Annotated in this window: 20 protein-coding genes; 6 read left to right on the forward strand and 14 right to left on the reverse strand. The window is 42.2% G+C overall.

Features of this window, described 5'->3' with window-relative positions; all coding sequences use genetic code 11:
- Positions 1–124 precede the first annotated feature (124 nt).
- The 11 genes from metK to NMG86_RS09245 all read right to left on the reverse strand — a co-directional run bounded on the left by metK (position 125) and on the right by NMG86_RS09245 (position 11,087).
- Positions 125–1,384, reverse strand: a complete 1,260-nt coding sequence (metK, locus tag NMG86_RS09195) for a methionine adenosyltransferase (protein WP_026797498.1) — start codon at positions 1,382–1,384, stop codon at positions 125–127.
- 244 nt (positions 1,385–1,628) lie between these two features.
- The gene (frp, locus tag NMG86_RS09200) at positions 1,629–1,958 is read right to left on the reverse strand and encodes a fluorescence recovery protein (RefSeq protein WP_040957450.1); all 330 of its coding nucleotides are present in this window, start codon (positions 1,956–1,958) and stop codon (positions 1,629–1,631) included.
- A 235-nt stretch (positions 1,959–2,193) separates the two neighbouring features.
- Entirely contained in the window at positions 2,194–3,153 is a 960-nt protein-coding gene (locus NMG86_RS09205) for an orange carotenoid-binding protein (RefSeq protein ID WP_026787227.1), read from the reverse strand.
- Between the two features lie 257 nt (positions 3,154–3,410).
- Complete coding sequence (locus NMG86_RS09210) at positions 3,411–4,181, reverse strand: HAD family hydrolase (protein WP_043937555.1); 771 nt, start codon at positions 4,179–4,181, stop codon at positions 3,411–3,413.
- A gap of 57 nt (positions 4,182–4,238) precedes the next feature.
- Positions 4,239–4,535: a transposase gene (locus NMG86_RS09215; RefSeq protein ID WP_026787226.1), complete on the reverse strand. Its 297-nt coding sequence runs from the start codon at positions 4,533–4,535 to the stop codon at positions 4,239–4,241.
- Between the two features lie 82 nt (positions 4,536–4,617).
- Positions 4,618–5,688: a 30S ribosomal protein S1 gene (locus tag NMG86_RS09220; protein WP_026797499.1), complete on the reverse strand. Its 1,071-nt coding sequence runs from the start codon at positions 5,686–5,688 to the stop codon at positions 4,618–4,620.
- Between the two features lie 743 nt (positions 5,689–6,431).
- Entirely contained in the window at positions 6,432–7,004 is a 573-nt protein-coding gene (gene nrdR, locus NMG86_RS09225) for a transcriptional regulator NrdR (RefSeq protein WP_036831501.1), read from the reverse strand.
- 250 nt (positions 7,005–7,254) lie between these two features.
- On the reverse strand, positions 7,255–7,350 hold the full coding sequence (locus tag NMG86_RS09230; protein WP_071782559.1) for a photosystem II reaction center protein T: 96 nt from the start codon (positions 7,348–7,350) through the stop codon (positions 7,255–7,257).
- 227 nt (positions 7,351–7,577) lie between these two features.
- The gene (gene psbB / locus NMG86_RS09235; RefSeq protein ID WP_026793641.1) at positions 7,578–9,107 is read right to left on the reverse strand and encodes a photosystem II chlorophyll-binding protein CP47; all 1,530 of its coding nucleotides are present in this window, start codon (positions 9,105–9,107) and stop codon (positions 7,578–7,580) included.
- Between the two features lie 552 nt (positions 9,108–9,659).
- Positions 9,660–9,986 (reverse strand): hypothetical protein, encoded by a 327-nt coding sequence (locus NMG86_RS09240; protein WP_026787223.1) that lies wholly within the window; start codon positions 9,984–9,986, stop codon positions 9,660–9,662.
- Positions 9,987–10,211: 225 nt separating this feature from the next.
- Positions 10,212–11,087 (reverse strand): RNA-guided endonuclease InsQ/TnpB family protein, encoded by an 876-nt coding sequence (locus tag NMG86_RS09245; RefSeq protein WP_026787222.1) that lies wholly within the window; start codon positions 11,085–11,087, stop codon positions 10,212–10,214.
- A gap of 203 nt (positions 11,088–11,290) precedes the next feature.
- Between NMG86_RS09245 and NMG86_RS09250 the strand changes: the two genes are divergently transcribed.
- On the forward strand, positions 11,291–11,959 hold the full coding sequence (locus NMG86_RS09250; RefSeq protein WP_237157191.1) for a retropepsin-like aspartic protease family protein: 669 nt from the start codon (positions 11,291–11,293) through the stop codon (positions 11,957–11,959).
- Positions 11,960–12,038: 79 nt separating this feature from the next.
- On the opposite strand, the gene NMG86_RS09255 is transcribed toward NMG86_RS09250, so the two are convergent.
- Positions 12,039–12,785, reverse strand: coding sequence for a creatininase family protein (locus NMG86_RS09255; RefSeq protein ID WP_026787220.1), 747 nt, complete (start codon positions 12,783–12,785; stop codon positions 12,039–12,041).
- 180 nt (positions 12,786–12,965) lie between these two features.
- On the opposite strand from NMG86_RS09255, the gene NMG86_RS09260 reads away from it, so the two are divergent.
- The 4 genes from NMG86_RS09260 (at position 12,966) to NMG86_RS09275 (ending at position 19,970) form a co-directional block, all read left to right on the forward strand.
- Positions 12,966–14,183 (forward strand): RNA-guided endonuclease TnpB family protein, encoded by a 1,218-nt coding sequence (locus NMG86_RS09260; protein ID WP_087882186.1) that lies wholly within the window; start codon positions 12,966–12,968, stop codon positions 14,181–14,183.
- A 493-nt stretch (positions 14,184–14,676) separates the two neighbouring features.
- Positions 14,677–15,417: a winged helix-turn-helix domain-containing protein gene (locus tag NMG86_RS09265; RefSeq protein WP_026787219.1), complete on the forward strand. Its 741-nt coding sequence runs from the start codon at positions 14,677–14,679 to the stop codon at positions 15,415–15,417.
- 178 nt (positions 15,418–15,595) lie between these two features.
- On the forward strand, positions 15,596–17,854 hold the full coding sequence (locus NMG86_RS09270; protein ID WP_026787218.1) for a PhoX family protein: 2,259 nt from the start codon (positions 15,596–15,598) through the stop codon (positions 17,852–17,854).
- Positions 17,855–18,017: 163 nt separating this feature from the next.
- The gene (locus NMG86_RS09275) at positions 18,018–19,970 is read left to right on the forward strand and encodes an iron uptake porin (protein WP_026797500.1); all 1,953 of its coding nucleotides are present in this window, start codon (positions 18,018–18,020) and stop codon (positions 19,968–19,970) included.
- A gap of 97 nt (positions 19,971–20,067) precedes the next feature.
- On the opposite strand, the gene NMG86_RS09280 is transcribed toward NMG86_RS09275, so the two are convergent.
- Together NMG86_RS09280 and NMG86_RS09285 are read right to left on the reverse strand one after the other, a co-directional pair.
- A complete protein-coding gene (locus NMG86_RS09280) occupies positions 20,068–21,972 on the reverse strand; it encodes a protein kinase domain-containing protein (RefSeq protein ID WP_373282676.1) in 1,905 nt (634 codons plus the stop codon).
- 187 nt (positions 21,973–22,159) lie between these two features.
- The gene (locus tag NMG86_RS09285) at positions 22,160–22,501 is read right to left on the reverse strand and encodes a transposase (RefSeq protein ID WP_026787215.1); all 342 of its coding nucleotides are present in this window, start codon (positions 22,499–22,501) and stop codon (positions 22,160–22,162) included.
- Positions 22,502–23,647: 1,146 nt separating this feature from the next.
- On the opposite strand from NMG86_RS09285, the gene ltrA reads away from it, so the two are divergent.
- Positions 23,648–25,399, forward strand: a complete 1,752-nt coding sequence (gene ltrA / locus NMG86_RS09290) for a group II intron reverse transcriptase/maturase (RefSeq protein WP_026787213.1) — start codon at positions 23,648–23,650, stop codon at positions 25,397–25,399.
- Positions 25,400–25,401 lie beyond the last annotated feature (2 nt).

The following is a 25,401-nucleotide window of genomic DNA, read 5'->3' on the forward strand; positions in this document are numbered from 1 at the left end:
ACAATACCGCAACAACTTGACGATATTTATTTCTGGATTTACTCCCGCTTTCGCAAGGGCATACTTTCTTCAAGGTAAACTCCGGCAATGAATCCATGTCCTAACCGTGATCACGGTTACTGTACTACTTTCCAACTGTAGCAGGTTGCAGTAAAGCAGCTTTGAGTAATTCTGCTTTATCGGTTTTCTCCCAAGGTAAATCTAAGTCTATCCGACCTAAATGACCATAAGCAGCCAAATCTTGAAAGAAACGACCTCCCCGCATACCCGGTAATTTTTGTAAATTAAACGATTGAATCATTCCCCCCGGACGCAGTTCAAAGTTGGCTTGTACAGCTTCGAGCAGTTTATCTTCATCCACCTTAGAAGTTCCAAAGGTTTCAATCAAAATGCTCACGGGTCGAGCCACCCCAATTGCATAGCTCAACTGAACTTCACACTTATCCGCTAACCCCGCAGCAACAATATTTTTCGCCACATAACGGCAAGCATAAGCCGCGCTGCGGTCTACTTTTGTGGGATCTTTTCCTGAAAACGCACCGCCACCATGACGGGAATAGCCGCCATAGGTATCGACAATAATTTTACGACCCGTTAACCCAGAATCCCCTTGAGGGCCACCAATCACAAATTTGCCCGTTGGATTCACTAAAAAGCGAGTTTGGTCATCGGGTTTAACCGCAATATCCTCGAATACGGGTTGAACAACAGCAGACCAGAGATCGGCTTTGATTTTTTCTTGTACCGCCGCAGTATCGGTAATGTCCCCAATCGTCTCAGTATGTTGAGTCGAGACTAAAATAGTATCAATTCCCACGGGACGATCATCTTCATAGATCACGGTCACTTGGGTTTTACCATCGGGACGTAAATAGGGGAGTGTCCCGTTTTTCCGTACCGTTGTCAATTGCCGAGCAATCCGATGGGCTAAACTAATCGGCATGGGCATCAGTTCTGGGGTTTCATTGCAGGCAAAACCGAACATAATCCCCTGATCCCCTGCACCAATGGCATCGAGTTCTTGGTCGCTTAACAGTTCTCTGGCTTCGTGGGCTTGGTTCACCCCTTGGGCAATATCAGGAGACTGTTTATCTAGGGCAATCAAAACGGAGCAGCTACTCGCAGAAAAGCCGTTATCTGCATCAACATAACCAATTTCCGCAATTTTTTTCCGAGCTAAATCAATATAGTTAATTTGCGCGTTGGTGGTAATTTCACCTGTGATCAATACTAAACCTGTATTGACAACCACTTCTGCGGCCACACGGCTTTTAGGATCTTGAGTTAATAAGGCATCTAAAATCGTATCGGAAATTTGATCGCAGATTTTATCGGGATGGCCTTCAGTCACGGATTCAGACGTAAACAGGTAACGGCGAGACAATAATCATTCCTCCTTGTATTCGAGTGAGATTGATTCAGTAGAACCGGATTGAAATTACACTACTACAGCATCATCTCTTAATCCCCATCAAATTCGCAAGTTTACTTTTAGGATGGGACGGATTCTATTATAGAAAGTTGCGACGATCAGCAATTATACAGGGGTTATTCCCAATTTACCGAAAATCATGGGTTTAAAACTCAAATTGTTTTAAGAATCCCCGTCGCCATATTCGCCCAGAGTATCAAATACGAGCAATAGCGGCTATCTTAGTCAGCTTATTTGTGTTGAGTCCATCTAGTTCATTAAGATGTAGCCAACCATCTTTAACCAAACTGGCAAAAACAAAAATTAGTCCTGAATATTCATAATCATATTTGCCATCTATATTGTGTCTTCTAGCACTTAAAAAGTCGTGCAAACGCCAGATATCATCAATTTCTACAATCTCACTTGATTGTTTACGAACTTCGTCTATCAAAGCATTTATTTCTCGTTTATAAGCCATATCAAAGGCAGCTTTAGCTACTTCTTTTTCCGCCTCAGACCATTCAATCTCATTTACTTGCATCATCACTAAAGTTAAAAGGTTTATTAATCAGAACTTACACAACCATAATTAGGCTTATGTTTGTTAAATCGCACCAACAGGGAAAATAAAAACTATTTATTATCTTCCCCCTTAAATCACAAGTTAAAATACACTATTTATTAAAAAATAGACTCTAAAAAACCCACACAATCAGGGTTTTATCTGGGTGGCAACGGGTTTAAACCCGTTGCTATATTAAATTAGATTCGTTTATTAATTAACGAACTAAATTTAACAACTCTTTAGGTGATGCTAACAAGTCAATTGCCACAAAGAAAATTTTATTTTCAGGACTTAGCAAAAATCTCCAAGCCATATTCATGCCCACACCAGCACCAAACCAAGGAGTTTGCACTTTACCAGTTACTTTGATTTGGGTATAACCACCATCTGCGGGTTCTGTTACGCCTCGCTCTGGAATCAACTTGAGATTCTGACACTCTTCTCGGAAAAATCGAAGAACAGCATCTTTCCCCACAATTGGTTTCTGAAAAGGAGGTTGAAGCGCGCCATCGGGGGTGAATAACTCAATCAGCACCTCAAAGTCATTGGCGTTCATGTTATTCATGTAGTTGAGAACCGTGGGATTATCAATGCCTTCGATAGTAACTTGAGTCCGTTGTGCCATATCTCTAGGAACAACCACAGGTTCAGAAACTCTCTGAGAACTATCAAGCTTACTTGTATCAAATCCCATGTCAACAACGCAATTGCGTAAAACAGTGATTTGTTGACCTGATTCTAGTGCTTGAATTGCTTGCAGTACAGAAGCTGCATTAGCTGATAGCTTATATGCTGGTGGAATTGGAGCGACAATTCCTTGAGCCATCCATTCTCCAAGCTGATACCAAAAACCTAGCTTAATGTTGACAGTCCAACTACCGTAAGCTCGTGAAATTGGTGTATCGGTTCGGTTTGCCAAATCACACATGACCTGTGTTTGTTCTTGGAAAGACATTTGCCGAATTTGATTCATCGTTATTTCAGCAAACTGCATATTAGCCGCGCCTAAAGCAGCAACGGTAATCGTTTTACCCATTTCAAGGTAAGCAAACCAGATTAATGCCAGTTGATCTTCAGCATTAAGTTGATTGAAGCGGGCGATTGTAGCCGGTACTACGTCAGCAGTTAAAGTATTTGGAAAAATCCCACGGGCTGAATCGACTGTAAATGACATAAAGTAAATTCCAGACTAAAATTTGGACAAAAACCAATCCTGAGTTTTAAAACAGGGGATGAACTTTAACAGAACATAATCTTAAAAATTGCTCATCTTTTGACTATACCACACAAATCTTAAGGAAAGTACAAAAATCTTTACATAAATTTTCTGAAAATATTACGATCTTTGCGAAAAGTAGTAGCAAAATTAGGGTTAGATCCTAGTCGAGTGGGCAGAGGCGTTTTGATATCGCCGTTAAAAGTCAAATTGTTTTAAGAATCCCCGAAAGATATTCTTGGGAGTGTCAAGCTCTTAATTTTCAATTGATCCCAATGGGAGATCACCACCGTCGCCCGATTTAGGTGTTTAGGGTTGGATTGGTTCCAAAAAACCCCCACACAACCCGCAGCCCCAGCCCCGATCGCCATATCAATATCTCCTTGAGCATCCCCTACCATTAAAGTCACAGAAGGATGCACTCCCAGGGCTTGACAAGCATTCAGGAATAAAATCGGATCGGGTTTAGTTGGGCCGCCATCTACTCCCTGATGAAATTTAATATAGGGTTCTAACTGATGGTGGGTGACAAAATTTTGGACTTCAGCCGTTGGAGCCGCCGACACAATTCCTAATTTTAACCCCGCATCGGATAGGGATTTGAGGGTTTCTAAACCCCCGACAAATAAGGTCGAAGGGGGGCTAGATTTCAAATATTGATCCGCATCGGCAAAAGCATGATGGGCAATATTGACAGACTCTAACCATCCTCGTCCAGTTTCCGCAATATAGGCCGCCGCCGCAATTTCATTTTCCCGTCGGCTACCCACGGCCATTAATCCTGTAGGATCAAGGGTATCTCCTTGAACGCCAAACGCCATTAATAAGGGTTCCCCAACTCCTGGAATTTGGGCATCAATTAAACGCGATCGCTTTTGAGCCAAATTTCTCAAGAAATCTCCAGAATCCTCTAGGGTTCCATCCTTGTCAAAAATAACGGCTTCGATATTCTTAAAGGTAATATTTTGAACTTGCAGGGTAACCAATCTCAAAAACTCCCAATTCAATTTTTATAGGTTTCTCATCGGTTTCAGACCAGCCATTTAACCTGAATCATGACCGTGAATTGAAATATTTAAACCTCTATCCCGAATTACCATAGAAGCAGCAATATCTCTATCAATTCGATGTTGTAGTTTTTTCCAATTGTTAGAACCTAAAACTTTCTTTTTCAGCTTTCTTTGTAGTAATTGAATCTTACGCAGTGCTTGATCAAGAAACTTAGGTCTGGGAATAACTAAACCATCGGAGGTTGATAGCATATTTAAAATACCTACATCAATTCCTATAGCATGACCATGGGGAGTAGGTTTGGGAACATTAACATCAAGTTCAATCATTAGATTAGCATAATATCCAGATGCCTTATTTTCGATAAAAAAAAGAGGGACAATCCCCCTTTTTGTCTTTATGAGTTAAACCCTAGACCTCTCCGGCCACAGGTTCAATATCTTCTTCGACCACAGAGGGGATATCTTCCTCAACAGCCGATGGAATATCTTCCTCAACAGCCGATGGAATATCTTCCTCAATAGCCGATGGAATATCCGCTTCGTCCAGTTCCGTCGGAACTTCTTCCGTCGCGACTCCCTGCCCCGCAGCCAAGAGTTTCTCCCTGAATTTGGCAGCCATTTCCTCAGCCTTCTCATAAACAAGCTGAGGATTTTTAACCATAGCTCCTGGTTCGGGTTCCAGTTGTTTTGTAGAAAGGGAAATCCGGCCTCGATCTGCATCGAGATCAATAATCATGACTTTGACCTCATCGTTGACATTGAAAACACTATGAGGTGTGTCAATGTGATCGTGAGAAATCTCTGAGATGTGGAGCAGACCACTCACGCCACCAATGTCAATAAACGCCCCGTAAGGTTTAATGCCTCTAACGGTTCCTGTTACCACTTCACCCACTTCTAAGCGGTTCATCTTCCGCTCAACTAAAGCCCGACGATGGCTTAAGACAAGACGATTGCGATCCTCATCAACCTCTAGGAATTTTAAGGGTAATTCTTCAGCAACGAGTTCTTCTTTAGGTTTGCGCGTGCTAATATGGGAGCCAGGAATAAAGCCCCGCAATCCTTCAATCCGAACCAAAGCGCCGCCTCGATTTGTGGCAAAGACTTGAGAACGGACGGTAGCATCTTCCGCTTGCAGTTGGCGAACGCGCTCCCAGGCCCGCATATACTCAATGCGACGAATGGAAAGAGTCAACTGACCGTCTTCGTTTTCATCGGTCAGGATAAAAAACTCACGGGTCTCATTAGACTGTAATACTTCATCAGGACTTTCCACCCGATTAATTGACATTTCTTGTAGTGGAATGTATGCTGCGGTCTTAGCGCCAATGTCAATCAGAGCGCCCCTTGGCTCCAGACTAAAAACTGTCCCCGCCACTACATCACCGGGACTAAAGTGATAGTCGTATTTATCGAGTAAGGCGGCAAAATCTTCGTGGGTGAAGCCCACATCTTTTGGTTTTGTTTTCTGATTGATCATGCGAGTTTTATCCTAAAGTTGCTCCTATTAAATGGTTGTTTTGCAGTAAGTGCTCTTGTTTTTGATCATGACCGATAGGGTCAATTTTTGAGCTTAGATCAAAACTGCTGACTTGACATCGTTCGTGCCGGGCATACCTGTCCAAGACAGAAAAAGCGAGCATTACCACGTCCAGTCGATTTTACATTCTCACCATCACACCATAATCGATGCAATAAGAGAGTCTTGTTGCAAGGGGTCTGTTTAGTTTTAGATCATCTCTGTCCTAAAAACCACGTTCAGATTCTTTTACACAAGCACTTATTTAGACTCCACTGACTGTCCGACAGCAGACCAAAAAACCTTAACTATAATCTGAATTCCCGTTCATCAACAATGTCGCCCCTGTGATCAGGTATTTATATTTCGGCTGGACATTTTGTTAAGAGCGAGAATCACTAATCTTGCTGATCTTGGCACAGTTTGGTAGATTAGCTTTTCTATCTTATCATTTTTTTTTTACTTTGGATCATTTTTTTGGTCGCAACCGACCTGCCGTTAAGTTGATCAACTGTAACGGGAGTCACCGAAGGCTCCGGCCGAAACAAAATTAGTGCTGATCTCTAGGTCATTAACTGGATATTGGACGAATGCCGATACTTTTTCGCTGACTTTTGTTTTGATATTGAGGCAATATATATCTTGCCTGAATCCTAGCATAAACTAGAGACTGTTAGCAAACTAACAACGGGTGATTAATCTTATTAATGTTGAGATCCGAGTAGGGATGCAGAACACAGAGAAGCAGAGGCATCCATTGATGAATCCTCACAGTTACAGACAGAATTTTCTTCTGAAACGATTTCTAACTCTTGAGCATGATCATTAGCCGTTTCAAAGTGATTCAGTGCTTCTGCAAAGTCTCGAATCCCTTGAAATTGTCGATAAACCGAAGCAAATCGGACATAAGCCACTTCACTCAAGGATTTGAGTCGGTGTAAAACCAATTCTCCGATTTCCTGAGTCGGAATTTCCCGTTGGGAACGTTGTTGCAATTCTGCTTCGATTTCATCAATAATTGATTCTAAATCGGGAGCAGAAAGTCCTGTTTTTTCACAAGCTCGAACCATTCCGCGCAGTAACTTGGAACGGTCAAACGATTCCCGTTTTTTATCCCGCTTGATCACCGTAATCGGGACAAATTCAATCCGTTCATAGGTGGTGAAGCGATGCTGACACTGAAGACATTCCCTGCGTCGTCGAATGCTTTTACCCGATTCAGCAGCACGGGACTCAAGAACTCGACTATTCGTATATTGACAAACTGGACACTGCATGATTAACGTCCTTTGAGCGGTTGTTTCACTGAATAGGAGTTTTTTGATCAGCGATTACAAGCACAGCCTTTAACTCTTTAACAGTCCAATACTGAGTTATGAGAACTCAGGGTTTTATTTAAACCAGTGAACACCCCAATCCCTTGTTAAAATTTAGGCGCGTCTGGGTTCGCTCAGTGCAAAAAGCGTTCAATCAACCTTAAAACCCATGACTCAGTATTGGAGTGGACGAAGATGCTCTGATTGTCACTTACTTACCAATCCGAGGCGGTTCCCGGAATGCAATTGCAAAAAAGATAACTCCCAAAGCCAATGTCAAAACTAAGATGTAAGCAACACTTTCCATGTCAATTTTTCCTAAACCTATTATTTTCTAATAGTCTACCATTGAGCGAGTGAACTACCCACTGCATTTAAACCCACATTACCAGTTTTAGAAGAAAGAAAAAACCGATTAACTTTGACCCACCAATTCCCCATAAAGAAAGAGTTGGAGACTTTATGAATAAAGTTCCAACTCTTTTGAAAATTAGGGTTTACAAAAATACCCCACAAGCCTGAACTAGAGATATCCTAGACGGTCTTTTTAACACGAGTGGTTTTGTCACCCAGTTTTTGGAACAGACCCCACTCCACTTGTTCTTCCAGATCGGCTTCCACCCCAGCGAACACATCGCGGAAGATCGTCCGAGAACCGTGCCAAATATGGCCAAAGAAGAACAATAACGCAAAGCAAGCGTGAGCGTAGGTGAACCAACCCCGGGTACTCGTCCGAAACACACCGTCCGATCCCAAGGTTTCCCGATCAAACTCGAAGGGTTCCCCTTGTTGAGCTAAACGGGCATATTTCTTGACGGTAGGAGCATCCTTAAAGGTTTTGCCATCTAAGTCACCACCATAGAAACTGACCGTCACCCCAGCTTGTTCAAAGCTGTAGCGAGACTCAGCCCGACGGAAGGGAATATCCGCCCGAATCACACCCTCTTTATCCGTTAGGATAACCGGGAAGGTTTCAAAGAAGTTAGGAAGACGACGAACCGATAATTCCCGTCCTTCAGAATCTTTGAATACAGGATGGCCTAACCAATTTTTGGCAATGCCATCGCCGTTATTCATGGGGCCGACCCGGAACAAACCGCCTTTCGCGGGGCTATTGCCCACATAGTCATAAAAGGCAAGTTTTTCAGGAATTTTTTCCCAAGCTTCAGAATAGCTATCCCCACGGGCAACGCCAGATTGTACCCGGCGTTGAATTTCCTGTTGGAAATAACCGCTATCCCATTGATATCGGGTAGGGCCAAACAGTTCGATGGGGGTAGCAGCAGAACCGTACCACATAGTTCCCGCTACGACAAAAGCCGAGAAGAACACGGCGGCAATACTACTGGATAAGACTGTTTCAATGTTCCCCATCCGCAGGGCTTTGTATAACCTTTGGGGCGGACGAACGGACAGATGGAACAGACCCGCAACAATCCCCACAACCCCAGCCGCAATATGGTGAGCCACGATTCCCCCCGCATTGAACGGGTTAAATCCCTCTGGCCCCCAAGCGGGTGCAACGGGTTGAATACTGCCTGTAATGCCGTAGGGATCGGATACCCACATCCCCGGGCCAAATAAGCCGGTTAAGTGGAAGGCTCCAAAACCAAAGCAAAGCAGACCGGATAAAAACAGGTGAATCCCAAACATTTTGGGCAAATCCAAAGCGGGTTCGCCTGTACGGGGGTCGGTAAACAGTTCCAGATCCCAAAAGACCCAATGCCAAACGGCAGCGAGGAACAGTAAACCAGACAGAATGATATGAGTAGCCGCTACCCCTTCAAAAGACCAAATTCCAGGGTTAGTTACTGCTTCTCCGGTGAGACTCCAGCCACCCCAGGATTGGGTTACTCCCAAGCGGGCCATAAAGGGCATGACGAACATCCCTTGACGCCACATCGGGTTGAGGACGGGATCAGAAGGATCATAAATTGCGAGTTCATACAGGGCCATAGATCCAGCCCAACCTGCCACCAAAGCGGTGTGCATCAGGTGCACAGAGATTAACCGTCCCGGATCATTCAGGACAACTGTGTGTACACGATACCAGGGTAGTCCCATTGACTACGCTCCTTCTAATTGATAATGGTTACTTTTTTTTGACACTCCCCGCTCTAAAGAGACGAGAATTCTTAATTCAGCGACTGACCTTTAAGAACCATGTCCTTGCGGCAATTCTTAAACTTCTTAACCGTACTACTGTACCAATTACAAAGTCTAAGTCATAGCTACCCCAGAGGGTCTATCCCCAAAAGCTTACTAGGATACTACAAGCCTAGAGTTCGGGCGTGTCCCGCCCTACTGAATTAAGTAAACCTAATTATTTATTTTCTGGTAGAGAGAATTAAGTTGATTCTCTTGCTGTTTTAAGAGTTTTCGCCGCTCTTGGCCCAATGCTTTACGCCTAAAAGTGTGTCTTAACCGTTTCACGATGGCGAAGGAGTTTAACCTTGACATTGACATTCTAGCAACAAGCTGAACAAGGGATTAGGGGTTTAAAACCCAATGTCTTGATCACTTTGCTTTGACGTTCTCAGATATAAAGGCACTGAGATTCTCAAGAGAGCAGTAATATAATATCACGAACGCTGACTACAATTAATCCTACACGGATTATAGGCTTTGGTTGATTTGACATTCAGTTGCAGCACTGGCTAAACGTTCTAGGACTTGTTCCGCCGTAATTAATCGGGTGAGAACCACTTGACCAATGGTGTTAGAGGAGTCGGTCATTGTGGCAATGTCTGGTCTAACTTCTAACATCAGGACAGAATCTTCCACCCTATACAGCCACATCTTTTCTTGTTGATTCCGATCCCAAAGACACAAATCCATTCTTTGAATTTCTGGTGGACGTCGCCGCAGAGCTTGATCCCACAAACCCCCTACTCCCCAGACCCGTCCAATTGTCCATCCATCGGTTAAAAAAAAGTATTTCACAGACTTCCTTAAACGAACTGACTTTGGCTCCGATTGTTTAGAATACCGCGAAAATATCTATCCTTCACAATTGAGAGGTAAAATTTTTGTAAGTCCAATACTTCGGATCAGAAGTCAGGAGAGACCGAATCACAGAAACAGGTTGTCTATATTTGGTGTTTCTAGTTGGGTGCTGATATCTTTTCTGGAAAATTGACCGCTTAAAATCTATCTGTAAAGAGTGAACTACCCACACTTCTCTACGAGTAAGTGTGGGCTTCTAGCATCAACGGGGATAGCATCAGAAGAAACAGAAGTTTGTTCCGGTGACTGACATCCCCTCAGACTAGCAGTATCGCTGGTTCCCAACGATAAAATCCGCAAGGCTTCAGTTTTAATATTGATTGCAGCGTTAATATCTCGGTCATGAGTTGTTTGACAATGTTCGCAAGTCCAACTTCTAATATCAATACGAGATAATTTTTGTTGTTTTCGCTTTAAATTGCGTTGATGTTTAGCAAAGTGTTTGGGGTTACTATATTTATCTCCATCGCTGGTGATTGCAAAGTGTGTTAATCCTAAGTCAATGCCAATTGCTTTTCCATTGGTTGATGAATTAGGTATTTCCTTACCGTCATCAACTAACACCGATGCGTGGTATTTCCCATCACGATTCTTTGAGATAGTAACGGTTTTGATTAGCCCTTTAAATTCTCGGTGGCGACGACAATAAATCAACCCCACTTTACCGGGTAATTTCAGGTAATCCCCTTCAAATTTAACACTTTGGGGATAACTGATTGATTGTCTGCCATGCTTGGATTTGAATTGAGGTAATCTTGCCCGTTTCTCAAAGAAGTTTTTGTAAGCGGTAGACAAATTGAGAGCGACAACTTGTAAGCATTGGGAGTAAGCATCTTTTAACCAAGGATATTCCTTTTTGAGTTGAGGTAACAATCCTTGAATTGCTTTTCTGGATAATCCTTTTCTCGTTTGCTTATAGGTTTCTTGACACAAATTTAGGGTGTAATTCCAATACCAACGGCAACAACCAAAGCTTTTGGCTAAGGTAATCTGCTGTTCAGTCGTTGGATAGATTCGGAACTTATACCCTTGAAACATTGTTGCTTTCAAAACTCTTTGATATACTCTAACATATTATTGTTAATTTTGTCGGGATTGACCGACCAAAATTAACTTGGGGGAGTCCATGTAACCCACACTGATTTGGTGGTTGTTTTTTTGTTTTGTGAAATTCAGTGTGGGACTTATCGCTCCCCCAAACCCCCTCGTCAGTTAAATTAACTATTGACACTATTGGAACCATGAACAATTCCCCTTATTTAGTTCGGTTATACCAATTATCTCCTTCTATGGCGGTGATGCCCAATTTTTTGAAACCTGGTCATCGAGTCCAAAATCAAGGCTTATCTCCATTAATATTCCTGGTTTCAATTTTATTATTGACCACAGGATTGATATTAATTGATGATACTGGAGCCTTATCTCAAGAACATCCTGGTTGTTTTCTGAAAACAAAATCAGGACGGGTTATATCTCTAAATGAAGTTTGTGTTTTTCCACAAGCCGACCCAAAAACTGCTGTTGCTCCCCTAAAAACACCGGGAGTTTATCAGGCTAAAATTATTAGAAAACAAGGTGGAATCCCGGTTATTCTAGTAATTTTTAATGACCAAACTCCTTTTGAAATGTTGGTAGATACTGGAGCCAGTGGCACAGTTATTACTTCTATGATGGCGGAACAGTTGGGGGTGACTCCAACCGGAAGAGGTAAAGCGGATACACCTAGTCAAAAGGGAGTTGAATTTGAAATAGGTTCAATTCAGACTATTAATGTTTCTGGAGCTATCAAAAACAATCTGACCGTTGCGATCGCTCCAGCCCTGGATGTGGGTTTACTGGGTCAAAATTTCTTAAGTGGATATGATGTTACTATTAAGGAAGATGTGATTGAATTTAGATCCAGAACTTAATCAGTTATCAGGGGAAGAAATAGCCTTTAATTAATCAAATGTTAATTGATTAATTATTCACTTCTAAACTGTTAACTGATTACTGATTATTGAGGAACTCTAAATAGGTTTGACTTAATTCCTTAACGGCTAACTCATAAAATTGTTGACCATGTTCAGGGGTTGCCAAGGCAGGGTTAGAGCCCATCCGACCATCGGGATAGTGTTGGCGAAAATCCTCCGAGCCATAGATAGGATGTCCTTTAGCCACTTCTGGTGTCAGGAAACCTTGTTTAATCGAATCAGGATAAACATATTGTGTTAAAGCGACTTCGCTGGGTGTGGCATGGGAACCTTCTTGATCGCCATAGAGTTCTTTTGCTAACTTATAAACTGAGCCACACATAAACCAATTTCCGATTTGACATTTGACTTGATGGGCTTTGGGTATATTGATATCGGCTAAATGGCTGTAGGTTTCAGAAAAAGCAGCTTTTAGGGTAGCAATATTTCCCCCATGTCCGTTAATAAAAAAGTAGTGAGTAAATCCAACTTTGGCTAAACTTGTGATATAGTCATTGATTACCTGAATTAAAGTTGTCGGTCGCAAGCTAATAGTACCTGGAAAAGCTGTGTGGTGTAGTGCCATACCAACATTGATAGTCGGGCTAACTAAGGCCTTGGTTGCTTCTCCTACTCCTTTGGCGATCGCTTCAGCGCAAATTGCATCAGTGCCGATTAATCCTGTTGGCCCATGTTGTTCTGTGGAACCAATAGGAATGATGATACCGCCAGAGTGGGTTAGATAAACTTCTACTTCTTGCCAGGTACTCAGATGTAGTAACATTATGTTAAGTTAAGTTAAGTTAAGCAATTTTAAAATTTCAGATTTACAAAGCCAGGGTGGGAGCGTGAAAGCCCACTGGCTTCAGCCGTGGGATGAAAAGCGACGCAGGCACTTTTAAGTGCCGTCATCTACCAATTAATTTGTACCCAGTTATTAGATATTTATGTTATCATATTTTCCATGATCAAAGTAACTCGGACGATTAAATTAAAATTCGCAAAACTCAACCGTTGTCAAGCTCAAATGTTTGAGCAAATGACGAAAGAAAATACGCGAATTGCTAATAAGCTGTTGTCATTGCCAATCAAAGAACGGCGAAAAATGACAACAGCTAAAATCATGTCCGAGTTAAAATCTGCTCTGGTCAATCAAGTTATTCGACATACCACATCCCCAACGGGTCGTAAAACCAAGCAATATAAAGTTCTTCCTGTAGAAGTTAACAATCAAAATTGGAAATTAACTCAAAAAGGGAGTACCTATTCAATTAGCTTCCCGACCCTCAAAGGTGAAAAAAGAATCCCCATTGAAGTAGCATCTCCTCATTGGCAACCCGTTTTAGATGGATTGTTAGAGGAAACAATTCAAGGGGGTTCTTTTAAATTGATTAAACATCGAAATAAGTGGTATGCCTATCTGTCAATTACTGAGGATGTTCCAGAAGTTGAGACAGAGAAAACATTAGGATGTGACCGAGGGCAGAATAATTTAGCGGTAGTTGCACCAAAAGAAGGTTTCGGCAAGTTCTTTAATGGTCAAAGTGTTAAGCATCGAAGACGTTATTTTCAACAAAGAAGGCAACAACTTCAAGAAGCTAAAAAGTTTCGAGCTTTAAAGAAATGGAACAAAAAAGAGCAACGATGGATGGAAGCTATTAACCATACAGTCAGTCGCCGAATTGTTCGTTTTGCCCAATACCATAACGCCGATATTGTTATAGAGGATTTGGAAGGATGTCGTAAAACCATGAAACAGAGCCAGAAATCTCGTTCTGATTCTGGTCAATCTCGACACACTTGGTCTTATTATTCTTTGGAGCAAAAACTTAATTATAAGTTAGCTCTTAAAGGATTGAAGTTAATCAAAAGACCTGCACCATACACCTCTAAATCTTGCTCAACTTGCGGTGTTATTGGCAAAAGAAATCGACATGATTTCAATTGCCCTAATGGTCACTACCACAATTCTGATTTTAATGCTGCACGAAATCTGTCTCAATGGGATGGTTTCGCTTGTGATTTAAACCTAAAGAGAGATGCTTCTGTAATGGATTCATCCGGTTTAAATTATGGGGTGTTTGGCGCACCCCCGAACTCGGTGAAAAACAATCAAAAAGAGTATATTCAACTGTCTTTATTTGATTGGGCTAGATACGAGAATCCCACCCCTTTAGCGTAGCGTAGGGGTGGGAGTGTCAATCAATATTGTACCTGAGTTATCTGTTCACCTAATAAAAACAAAAGTCAAACAGACTCTAGGAATTGACACCCTACCAACCCAAAATACGACCCGTTCAGAATTTTAATTTTATTAGAATAATTTAACCATAAGATTACTAAGCCTTTACCTTTTGTTAACCTTTCCCTATTATCATGAAGCTATCGACCATATTCAGATTTCCAACAACCAGGCAAATTGAGCGTTAACAATGCTTAAAAACCTAGAACCGAGGCTAAATCAGGATGAGTCTGGCGACCTCCCAACAAAATCGGGGGTTGGATTTGCTATAGCAGTCCAATATCGGTCGTCTCTATGTGAAGGAATTCGTAACGGAGAACATAATTACGTTGGATGGTTGACACTGGACTAACTCCTCAGAATGTCGAGTTACTTGTGGCGACAATAGCCAGTTTCAACAACTTCTACTTATCCAACCCGCAAAATTTTTTTTATGTTTTCTCCTGAATTAAGCAAGATTCCTTACCGTTCTGATGTAAGACAAAATGGCCATATTTTACTTTTGGAAAACGAACAGCCTTGGCGAGAAATGCTTTCCCTAGCTTTGGAAGAACAGGGTTATCGGGTGATGGTGACTTCCGATGGACGAGATGCTCTCCCTTCAATTCAGAAACCTAATTATCCCGTCGGGGATTTTCCATTCAACCTTTTAATTATGGACTCGATTAATGGTTTGGATCTGTGTCGTATGTTACGACATCAGGGAAATTCTGTGGCCATTTTAATTATTGGGTTGCGGGAGAGCGCGAATAATTCGGCTTTTTATTTAGAAGCAGGAGCCGACGACTATTTAACTAAACCTTTCGGAATGCGGGAGTTTATGGCGCGTTGTCGGGCTTTAATGCGACGAAGACGCTATTGTCAACTTCCAGAGCCAGTCATGCTGCAATATAAAGAAGTGATTTTGTATCAAGAAGAATGTCGGGTTCTGGTTCGTGGCCAAGAGGTGAAACTATCTCCTAAACAGTTTCGTTTACTAGAGCTATTTCTAAGTTATCCTCGGCGAGTTTGGTCACGGGAACAATTATTAGATATTATTTGGGGACAAGATTTTATTGGGGATAGCAAAACCGTTGATGTTCATATTCGCTGGTTACGCGAAAACCTAGAATTAGATCCGAGCAAACCAGAATATGTGATTACAGTTCGGGGTTTTGGCTATCGATTTGGTTGAAGTTAGATGAATTACGAATTAGCAATTAAGAATTACGAGTTACGAGTTACGAGTTACGAGTTAAGAATTATTAATATTTAATTCTCAATTCGTAATTATTGATTCGTAATCCCCATTCCCCATTTGTAATTCGTAATTCGTAATTTGTAATTCCCTTTTCAGAATTTAACACAAATTTATGTCTGTGAATCGTCGTGATTTTCTATTGTTTTTGAGTGCAGGATTTACGACACTAGCCGTCGGTTCCTGTCAAAATTCCTCAAAATCACCTAATATCTTCTCATCCCCGGAACCTAAATTTCCTCAATCTTTACCGTTTAAACCCATCAAAGGGCCACTACCTAATAGCTTAGATTTGATTCAAGCCCAAACTTCTAAATCCGTAATTCCAGTTAGTGATAATTCCCTTTCTGCACAACAAATTCAAGCCTATAGTACCTACGAAGTCGTTGATGATTTAGTTCTACCTGAAGGATTTACTTATGATGTTATTGCCACTTGGGGAGACAAAGTAGGAAATTCTCGATTTGGCTATAACAATGATTATGTTTCCTTTATTTCTACGGGAGAAGATCAAGGTTTTTTAACCGTTAACTTTGAGTACATTAGTTCTGCTGTTTGGTTAGAAACCTATCAACAGATTATCGGTGAACCCTTACCTCTAAAAAATCTTCAATCCTCCGATCCAAAGCAAACAATAAACGCTTTTGAATTACCAGAAAAAGACCCCTTACGCCGGGATATTTTAAAACTGTCTCAAGAAGGCTTAACCGATTTAGGTATAGCGGTGATTTCTGTTCAGCGTCAAGCTGATGGTCGTTGGGTGAGAACCAATTCTGCTGCTGATCGAGTTATTAGCGGACTATCGGGTTGGGAAAATAACCAATATTTAAAAGCGACCGGGCCGGCCGTTGCCGTATTTATAAAAAAAGGTCAGGGGTACAATGATCAATTAGGGGAAAAAATTATTGGAACTTTCGCTAATTGTGCCGGGGGAACAACTCCCTGGGGGACGGTCTTGAGTGCGGAAGAAAATTTCCAAAGTCAGGTAACTGAAGCCGTTTATCCCGATGGAACAACTTATCCTCCTGGTGAAACTCCTTTTTTATTAGAAGAAATGGAGGGTTTGGGTAATGTATTTGGACTAGCGGGAAACAAATATGGTTGGATCGTAGAAGTTGATCCGACAAACCCCCAGGACTATGGCACAAAACACACTTGGTTAGGACGTTATCGCCATGAAGCGGTGGGAATTCGGGTCGAAGTCGGTCAACCCTTGGCGTTTTATTCAGGATGCGATCGCCGCAGTGGACACCTATATAAATTTGTCAGCAAAGGGACAGTTAAAGACCCCCAAGACAAAAAAAATTCCCAATTATTAACTGATGGGATGTTATATGCGGCCAAATTTAATCCTGATGGTACAGGGCAATGGATTCCGTTAAAAGCGGATACGACTATAAATCCTGATCAGCCAAATGTTCATGCCGGGGGAATTATTGCCTTACCCCAACGACCAAAAGGTGGGAGTTTTCTTGCTAAAACCGATGAGGATATCCAAAACTTCAAACAACAGTTTAAAACCCTAGGAGATTTGTATACCGGAATTCCAGAAGAACAACAAGGAGCAATTTTGATTGATGCCCATTTAGCTGCTAGTGCCGTGGGCGCGACCTGTGCGGCTCGTCCTGAAGATACGGAAATCGCGCCTGATGGATCTTTATTTATTGCCTTCACATCAGGTACAGCCGATGCCCAAACCGGGGGCCCTAACCTAGAAATTTTTCAAGCACCTTCGGAAAAGAAACAATATGAGTATGGATGGCTGATGCGTTTGGTGGAAGATGGGAATGTTCCTCAAGCGATGACCTTTCGATGGCAAATGGTGGCCACCGGAGGAGAAATAGCCCAAGGAGGGTTAGGATTTGCCAACCCTGATAATTTAGCCATTGACGGCATCGGGAATTTATGGATGGTGACGGATATTTCCACCAGCAAACATAATAAACCCGTTGCCCAGGGCCGTCTTGACAAGAATCAACAACCCTTAGAAGATACAGAGTTATTGGGACTATATGGTAATAATTCGTTTTGGTTTTTACCAACATCAGGGGAAAATCTAGGTCAAGCCTTTTTATTTGCCCTTGGGCCAATGGAATGCGAACTAACTGGGCCATTTTTTACTTCTGATCAAAAAACCCTATTTATTGCTGTCCAACATCCGGGGGAAAAGAACCAAACTCGCCGGGATATGGCAACAAAAACCCTCGAATTTGCTTTACAAACCACCCAAGGAGAAGAATTTATCCAAACTCGTCAAGTTCCTTGGGGATCAAATTGGCCCAGTAAACAAACCAATGATCCACCCAAACCATCATTAGTGGCAATTCGACGGATAAATTCTGAACAAATTGTAGAGAAGCCAAACCCTCTCTAAGTAAAGGTTATACCGATTGAATCCGGTTGAAAACAAGTCTTAACTTTTGTTCCCCCACTTGACTGTGGAAAAACTATAGTTAAGATATGATACTATTGGTTCAGTCGAGCTAGGGACTCCCTTGCTTTGTGGTATTTTAAGTGTCGGTGTGAGAATTGAGATGATGAACAAAGTTTTATTGAACACTCTAAAGCATAGTCCAGGCGTTCTGGGAGCAGCTATTCTCTTAACGAATGCAGCCTTCGCAACCGAGGCTCCATCGGAGAAATTGGCAAATGCGACAGATACAGCGACCATCACCCTCGAAGCTGCCCTTGCAGTTCCGACAACTGGACAGAATAATGAGTTGCAACCTCAAGCCAATTCCGAGTCATCCGCAGAGCAACTAGCCCTGTCTTTGACCCCTGATGTTGCGGTTGAACCCACCAATTTAGTCAATGGTGAGGCTACAAACGAGAACGAACCGCAGACTTTTGCCACGGCTCAAAAGTTAAACATCCTAACTTCAGAGGCTTCGGCCCCACTACAAACTGCTCAAGCTTCTGAGTTCCAAGTGGCTCAGATGTCATCAACTGAGCCGAGCGAAACCAGCGTCTCAGGCTTAGAACAAATTAATGAATATGCTGAAGCTGCCGATGCCCTAGAGCAAGTCACTTCAGTTTCTCAATTATCTGACGTTCAACCCACTGACTGGGCATTCCAGGCTTTGCAATCCTTGGTTGAACGCTATGGTTGTATCGCGGGTTATCCCGATGGAACCTTTAAAGGCAACCGGGCCATGACTCGTTTTGAGTTTGCCGCGGGTTTAAATGCCTGTTTAGAACGGGTTAACGAACTAATTGCGGCGTCTGTAGCCAATTTGGTCACCCGTGAAGATTTAGCCGTTCTGCAACGGTTACAAGAAGAATTTGCGGCGGAATTAGCCACTCTACGCGGTCGTGTCTATGCCTTAGAAGCTAGAACTGCCGAATTAGAAGCCAATCAGTTCTCTACTACCACCAAACTCCGTGGAGAAGTCATCTTCTGGGGTGGAGACGCCGCCGGAGATCGGGCTACTTATAACGTAGTGGGTCAGTTCGCTCACCAGGATAGTGATCCAACGGAAGCCTATTTTGGCTACCGCGTTCGTTTGAACTTTGATACCAGCTTCACGGGCCAGGATTTATTGAGAACTCGTTTACAAGCTCGATCTATTCCTAACCTGTCTGCCTTTAACGTCACCAATACCTTGATGACTCGTACCTCCATCGATGGTGTGGATAATGGTGTCGTATTAGATGATTTGTACTACCGTTTCCCCATCGCCAATGCCAAAGGCCAAGTCTACGTTGGAGCTCGGGGTCTTGACAATGATGATATCTATGATACAGTAACCCCCTTTGGTGGTTCTGGGGATGGGGCGCTCTCTCGCTTTGGTCGCTATAATCCGACTACCTTCCGAGGGCCTGAAGGAACGGGTGTGGGTCTGAAATATGCCTTCAGTGATCAGTTTAAAGTCAATTTAGGCTACTTGGCTGACCAGGCCAGTTCATCTTTAGCCAACCAAGGTCAGGGTATATTCAATGGTGGCTACAGTGCGGGTCTGCAATTGGTGTTTAAACCCAGTCCTAAGATTGGTGTGGGTTTAGAGTATAACCACCGCTACTTCACCAATGACAGTGTGTTTGTCTCTGGGGGAACAGGAAGTTGGATTGCCAATAGACCCTTTGGTCAAAATGCAACCACCACCGAAAACCTGGGTTTCCAAGCCAACTGGCGGATTTCCAAAAACTTTGAGTTGGGTGGCTGGTTTGGTTCCACCTGGGCTAACCAAAAGAATGGCGGTAATGACAGTGCGACCATTATTAACTGGGCTGTTTCTTTGGCGTTCCCCGATGTCCTGAAAGAAGGCGGCTTAGGTGGTTTAATTGTCGGTATGCCTCCTAAAGTAACCAGCCATGATATCAGTGCTTTAGAAGATAGAGATACCTCCATTCACATTGAAGGTTTCTACCGCTATCCTCTCAACGACTACATCGCCATTACTCCTGGTTTCTATGTAGTTACTAACCCCGACCAAAATAGCAATAACAATACAATCGTGGTCGGAACTCTGCGGACTCAATTCCGCTTCTAAATCAGTAAACAGTTATCAGTGTAAGAATTAACAATTAAGAGTTAAGAGTTAAGAGTTAAGAGTTAACTCTTAACTTCTTTTTTTTACTGATAACTCATTAAGGCATTCGCCAAATTTTAATGGTTTTATCCTCACTACCACTAACTACAATTTGACCATTTGAACTTACATCTAAAGCATTAATAGGTTTATCATGACCCCACAAAGTCACCCGTTTTCTGCCCGTTTTTAGATCCCAAATAATTACACTATCACCCCCACTCACAAGAGTCTTACCATCCTTTGTGATTGCCAATGATTTCACAGGACTATTATTAGCTTTCCAGACTTCTTTTTGTTCTCCCGTATCTGGGTTCCATAGCCGAATCGTACCATCATCGCTGGCACTAATTAGGGTTTTGCCATCTGGATGATAAATCAGAGCATTAATGCTACCGTCATGACCTGAGATACTTCGTTTACGAGTGCCCGTCTCCAAATTCCATAACCGAATTGTTTGGTCTGAGCTTCCACTGGCTAGAGTTTGACCATCAGGACTAAATGCAAGGGCATGAATTGCGCCTTCATGACCCGTAAACATGAATTGTCGAGATCCCGTATTTAAAGGCGTAATCAGAATAGTTTTATCATCACTCCCACTGGCTAAGGTCTGACCGTCAGGACTGAAAACAACGATATTTACACCTTCAGTATGTCCTTCAATTGTTCGTGTTTTCTTTCCATTCTTTAAATCCCACAGACGAATCGTTTTATCATTGCTACCACTGGCTATGGTTGCATTATTGGGACTAATAGCCAAAGCCTTGACCCAACTAGAATGGGCTGCAATCGTTCGTGGTTTGACATCTGTTGTTAAATTCCAAATTTTAATTGCCCCAAAACTCCCCACAGCCAGGGTTTTATTATCGGGGCTAATCACAATAGCATAAATTTCACCAACGGCTCGTTCGTACCTCTCTAAAAAAATACTGCCTGGCAATCCTTTTAAAATTAAAATTGGATTAGCCGGGATAAATCCATAACGGATATAGCCATCAATTTGTGTATAAACTCCGCCCAATACCATTAAGGATGTTCCTAAAACCCAGAAGTATTTAAGCTGAATTTTAGGAAATTTAATTTTAGGAATAGAAAAATTAAACCCACTATTCCAATTTTGCTTGACTTGCTTTTTGTCCGTAGGGGAAGGCGGGGGAACTTCTTTTTCTTCGCCTAGAGGTTTAATATCTTCTAAACATTTCAAGATTGCTTGCGGAGTCTGAGGGCGATTACCCGGAAAAGGGGCCATCAAAAAATCAATAGTTCCCGCAAATTGATCAGAAAGATTGGGTGCGCCCTTTCGCCACAATAACTTTCCAGTTCGAGGATTTTCTGGATAAGCAGTGGGAGGTTTTCCCGTTAATAAATAAATAAAAGTTCGTCCCAGGGCAAAAAAATCGGATTGAGGAACAGCTTTGCCATTCGTTTGTTCTGGGGGTGTATATCCAGGGGAAACAATCCCGGTTACATTTTGCCCCTGTTCTACCTTAGCAATATAGGTTCCTGAAACTTCCCTTGCAGTTCCAAAATCAATTAATACTAACTGTCCATTGGGTTTCCTCATAATATTTTGAGGCTTAATATCCCGATGGAAGTATTGCAAATTATGAACTTGCTCTAGGATCTCAGTCAGTTCTCTTAACCATTCCAAAGCGTGTTCTTGACTGATGGGTTCTTTTTTTCGTTCTTTCATCCAGTCTTGTAAATTTAGCCCTTCAATTTTCTCCATCACCAAACAGTGAAGGGCTTCGTCACTCCCTTTGGGAAGATAGGTAAAATAGCCATCGGGATCAACTTTAGGAATTCCAGGATGATTAAGCTGACTCAAAACTTTCGCTTCTTGTTTGAACAAAGCGACGGCTTTAGGATGATTTTTTAATAAAACTTTTACAACCTTACATTTGCCTTGATCATCAATTTCAAAGGTTTTGCCAAAACCTCCTCCTCCAAGTTGTTTGATCACACGATACCGTCCTTCCAGCAAAAGATCCGAGCCACATTGACAGCAAGTGCGCCGATTCTCGTTTGCCGGATCAGTTGGATTTGGACACTTAGGATTAAGGCAATAACTCACATTGATCGAGAACCCAGATCTAGGTTGAAGAGTTGTTGTTAATTTATATCTAGGTTTTTGTTCAAATTTAGCTTTATTAAACAGCAACACGGTTAGGTGTGACTCCGCACTTAACCAATTTAGTTAAGTTTTTAGGTTGTTTAATTATGCTCAATTTAAAAACCTGTGACAATAATAGCACTCCAGACGCAAATTTGACATTAAGATTCTCCACTATGACAGCTTGGCTATCGCTGACCAACTTATGACTAAGTTTATGTAGAAAATCTTGCCGGGAATTACTAACTCGTTCGTATAATGCGGCCACAATTTTTCTATACTTTTGTCTTGACTGACTCCCACTTCGACTGGGGCTCTCCTGAGCGTAGCCGAAGGGCTCAGTACAGGCTTTTTGTTTACGCGCTAATTTCTTTGACACCGATTATACTGATTAAGAGGATTAACGCGGATTATATTCCTTGCTTCGCACTAAATTATTTATCTAATACGAAGTTAAAGATGTAATCGGTGAAATCCTCTTAATCCGTGAGAAATCCGTGATTAATCTTTGGGCTAGTAGTGCTTTTTGCAATGCAGTTGGATACAGACGGACTTGTACAGCTTGATTTAGCACTCGATTTGCACCTCCTGGTCCGAATATCTTACTACATACTACTAAAAACAGTAGAGATAATCGGAAAGATGGGGTCAACTCCGTACCTACGTTGACCCGCCTTTCATCCCACCGCTTACCTGGGTACAGTTAGAGCGGGGGACTTCCCGGCGGTGTAAGTTAAAAATACCAAGGATTTAGTTTCGGTGATCCTTGTGTTTTACCCAAGGTCTGAAGAACCTCAATATCCACTATTCCATGATTATTTTCTTATGAGCCTAAATATTGTTACGTTGGTTGGTCGCGCTGGTGGCGATCCAGAAGTCAAATACTTTGGTGCGACTCGTTAAGCGTAAAAGTCATCAACATCTGATAGCGTAACGCTTGGAAGGAATTGTAGATAAGATACAAGTCCTTGATAACTTAATTCCTGAGTGGGTGAGATTTCCAAGAAATGTTACAAACTTAGCAAATCTTTAGAAATCAATTCCCACCGTCTAAATGCAAGACGAAGCAATGCTCCCACTGGAGAGACTGACCATCAAACTGGTGAAGCGGGGCATAACGGAGGTAACTGGTGAACCTATCAGGGAATCCCTTCTAGCCCAGATGAGCATGAGTAAGGAAACTAAATCTGCGACTGAACCAACGTCATTGACAACAGCCTACATAGGTTATCGGCTGGGCCAAAAGGCAAGGATAAGGGCTAGGCATCTCGAAGTGTGACCTAGAGCATTCCCAAAGAAACCCGTTGGATAGCAGGACTCTAACCTCATCGCAAAGCAGGAATTAGGAACGAGATAACTTCTTGTGTAATCTCTCAGGAGGTCGAAAACCTGAGTAGGCAGTCAAGCCGCATGATGCTAAGAAGCGAGATTGATTCAGAAGCCAACGCCTTTAGGAAATCTAAAGGATATGCTGACGGAATCACGGTGATTTGGAGATAGAAAATCAAGTAAAGGTGCAAATGTCATGAACACGGCTCTTAAACCGATGTATGAATGGGAAACAATAAACTGGGCAAAAGTCCAGAGATATGTTTTCAAGCTTCAAAAGAGAATCTATCAAGCCTCTGAACGTGGTGATGTTAAGGCAGTTCGTAAGTTACAAAGGCTGTTGACTAATTCGTGGTATGCCAAAGTTCTGGCGCTCAGGAAAGTGACCCAAGATAACAAGGGTAAAAATACTCCCGGCATTGATAGGATAAAGCGTCTTCGCAATCCTCAGAAAATCAGGTTAGCCAAAGAGTTACACTTCAATGACAAATCCGACCCCACCAAAAGGGTATGGATTCCAAAACCAGGCAAAGAGGAAAAAAGACCTCTGGGAATACCCACGATGACGGATAGAGCGAAACAAGCCCTAATGAAACTGGCCCTTGAACCCGAATGGGAGGCTAAATTTGAGCCTAACTCTTATGGATTCAGACCAGGGCGGTCAGCACATGACGCAATAGCGGCAATTTTCAATGGCATCAATCAAAAACCGAAATATGTTCTTGACGCTGATATTGAAAAGTGTTTCGACCAAATTAACCATTCAAAATTACTCGATAAATTAGAAACCTCACCCACCTTTAGACGGCAAATCAAAGCATGGCTAAAATCAGGGGTTGGGTCAGGCGAAAAACTATTTCCAACGGATGAAGGAACTTCGCAAGGTGGGGTCATATCGCCCCTATTGGCAAATATCGCCTTACATGGGATAGAAAACGCCCTAGAAGGTAAATTCAGTCGGAGAGTCGGCAAAACCAGTCAAAAGCGTGACATAAGCTTTGTAAGATATGCCGATAATTTTGTAATTATGGATGAAGATTTAGAAGTAATCCTCAAAGCAAAATTAGTAATCGAAGAATGGTTAAAAGAAATAGGGCTAACCCTCAAAGAAAGCAAAACCAGAATCACCCATACCTTTGAAAATCACGAAGGAAAAACGGGATTCGACTTTCTAGGTTTCAATATCCGACAATACCCATGTAGTGACAAACAAAGTGGGTCAATCGGCGGAACTGAAAATAAAAGAGGACATAAAACGCTCATTAAACCCAGTAAAGAAGCTATTCAAAGACAACTGGCTAAAATTGATGACCTATTGAAAAGGAATCGTACCTCAAGCCAAGAGCAAGTTATTAACGCCTTAAATCCAGTAATACGGGGTTGGGCAGCATACTACTCAACGGTGGCAAGCGCAGATACCTTTAGCAAAATGGACAGCATAATTTTTTCCAAGTTGCGAGGATGGGCTAACAGAAGAAGTGGACGAGGACAGAACAAAACTGAAATCATTTCAGCTTACTGGGGGGTCAACAGAGGATTAGGCTGGAAATTTATCACCCAAGATAATAAATATGTACTGGAACTACACCAGAACATGAAAATTCGTCGCCATATCAAAGTAAAAGACTCAAAAAGTCCTTTTAACGGAGATTGGGCATATTGGGGACAAAGATTAAGCCAACATCCAATGCTAAGAAATATGGCATCCAAACTTCTTAAAAAACAAGAAGGAAAATGTAACCACTGTAATTTGAGATTCATTAGTAATAGCTTGCTTGAAATCCATCACATTGATAGAAATCGGGCAAATAACAAAATTAATAATCTTGAGTTACTACACACGCATTGCCACGACATCAGACACGCAGAAAGAGGTACTCTAACCAGCCAAGTCACTGAGGAGCCGTGTGAAGCGAAAGTTTCATGCACGGTTCTGAACGAGAGGTAAAA

Origin of the sequence: Planktothrix rubescens CCAP 1459/22 (genome assembly GCA_904830895.1) — a bacterium.
GTDB classification, from domain to species: Bacteria; Cyanobacteriota; Cyanobacteriia; order Cyanobacteriales; family Microcoleaceae; genus Planktothrix; species Planktothrix agardhii.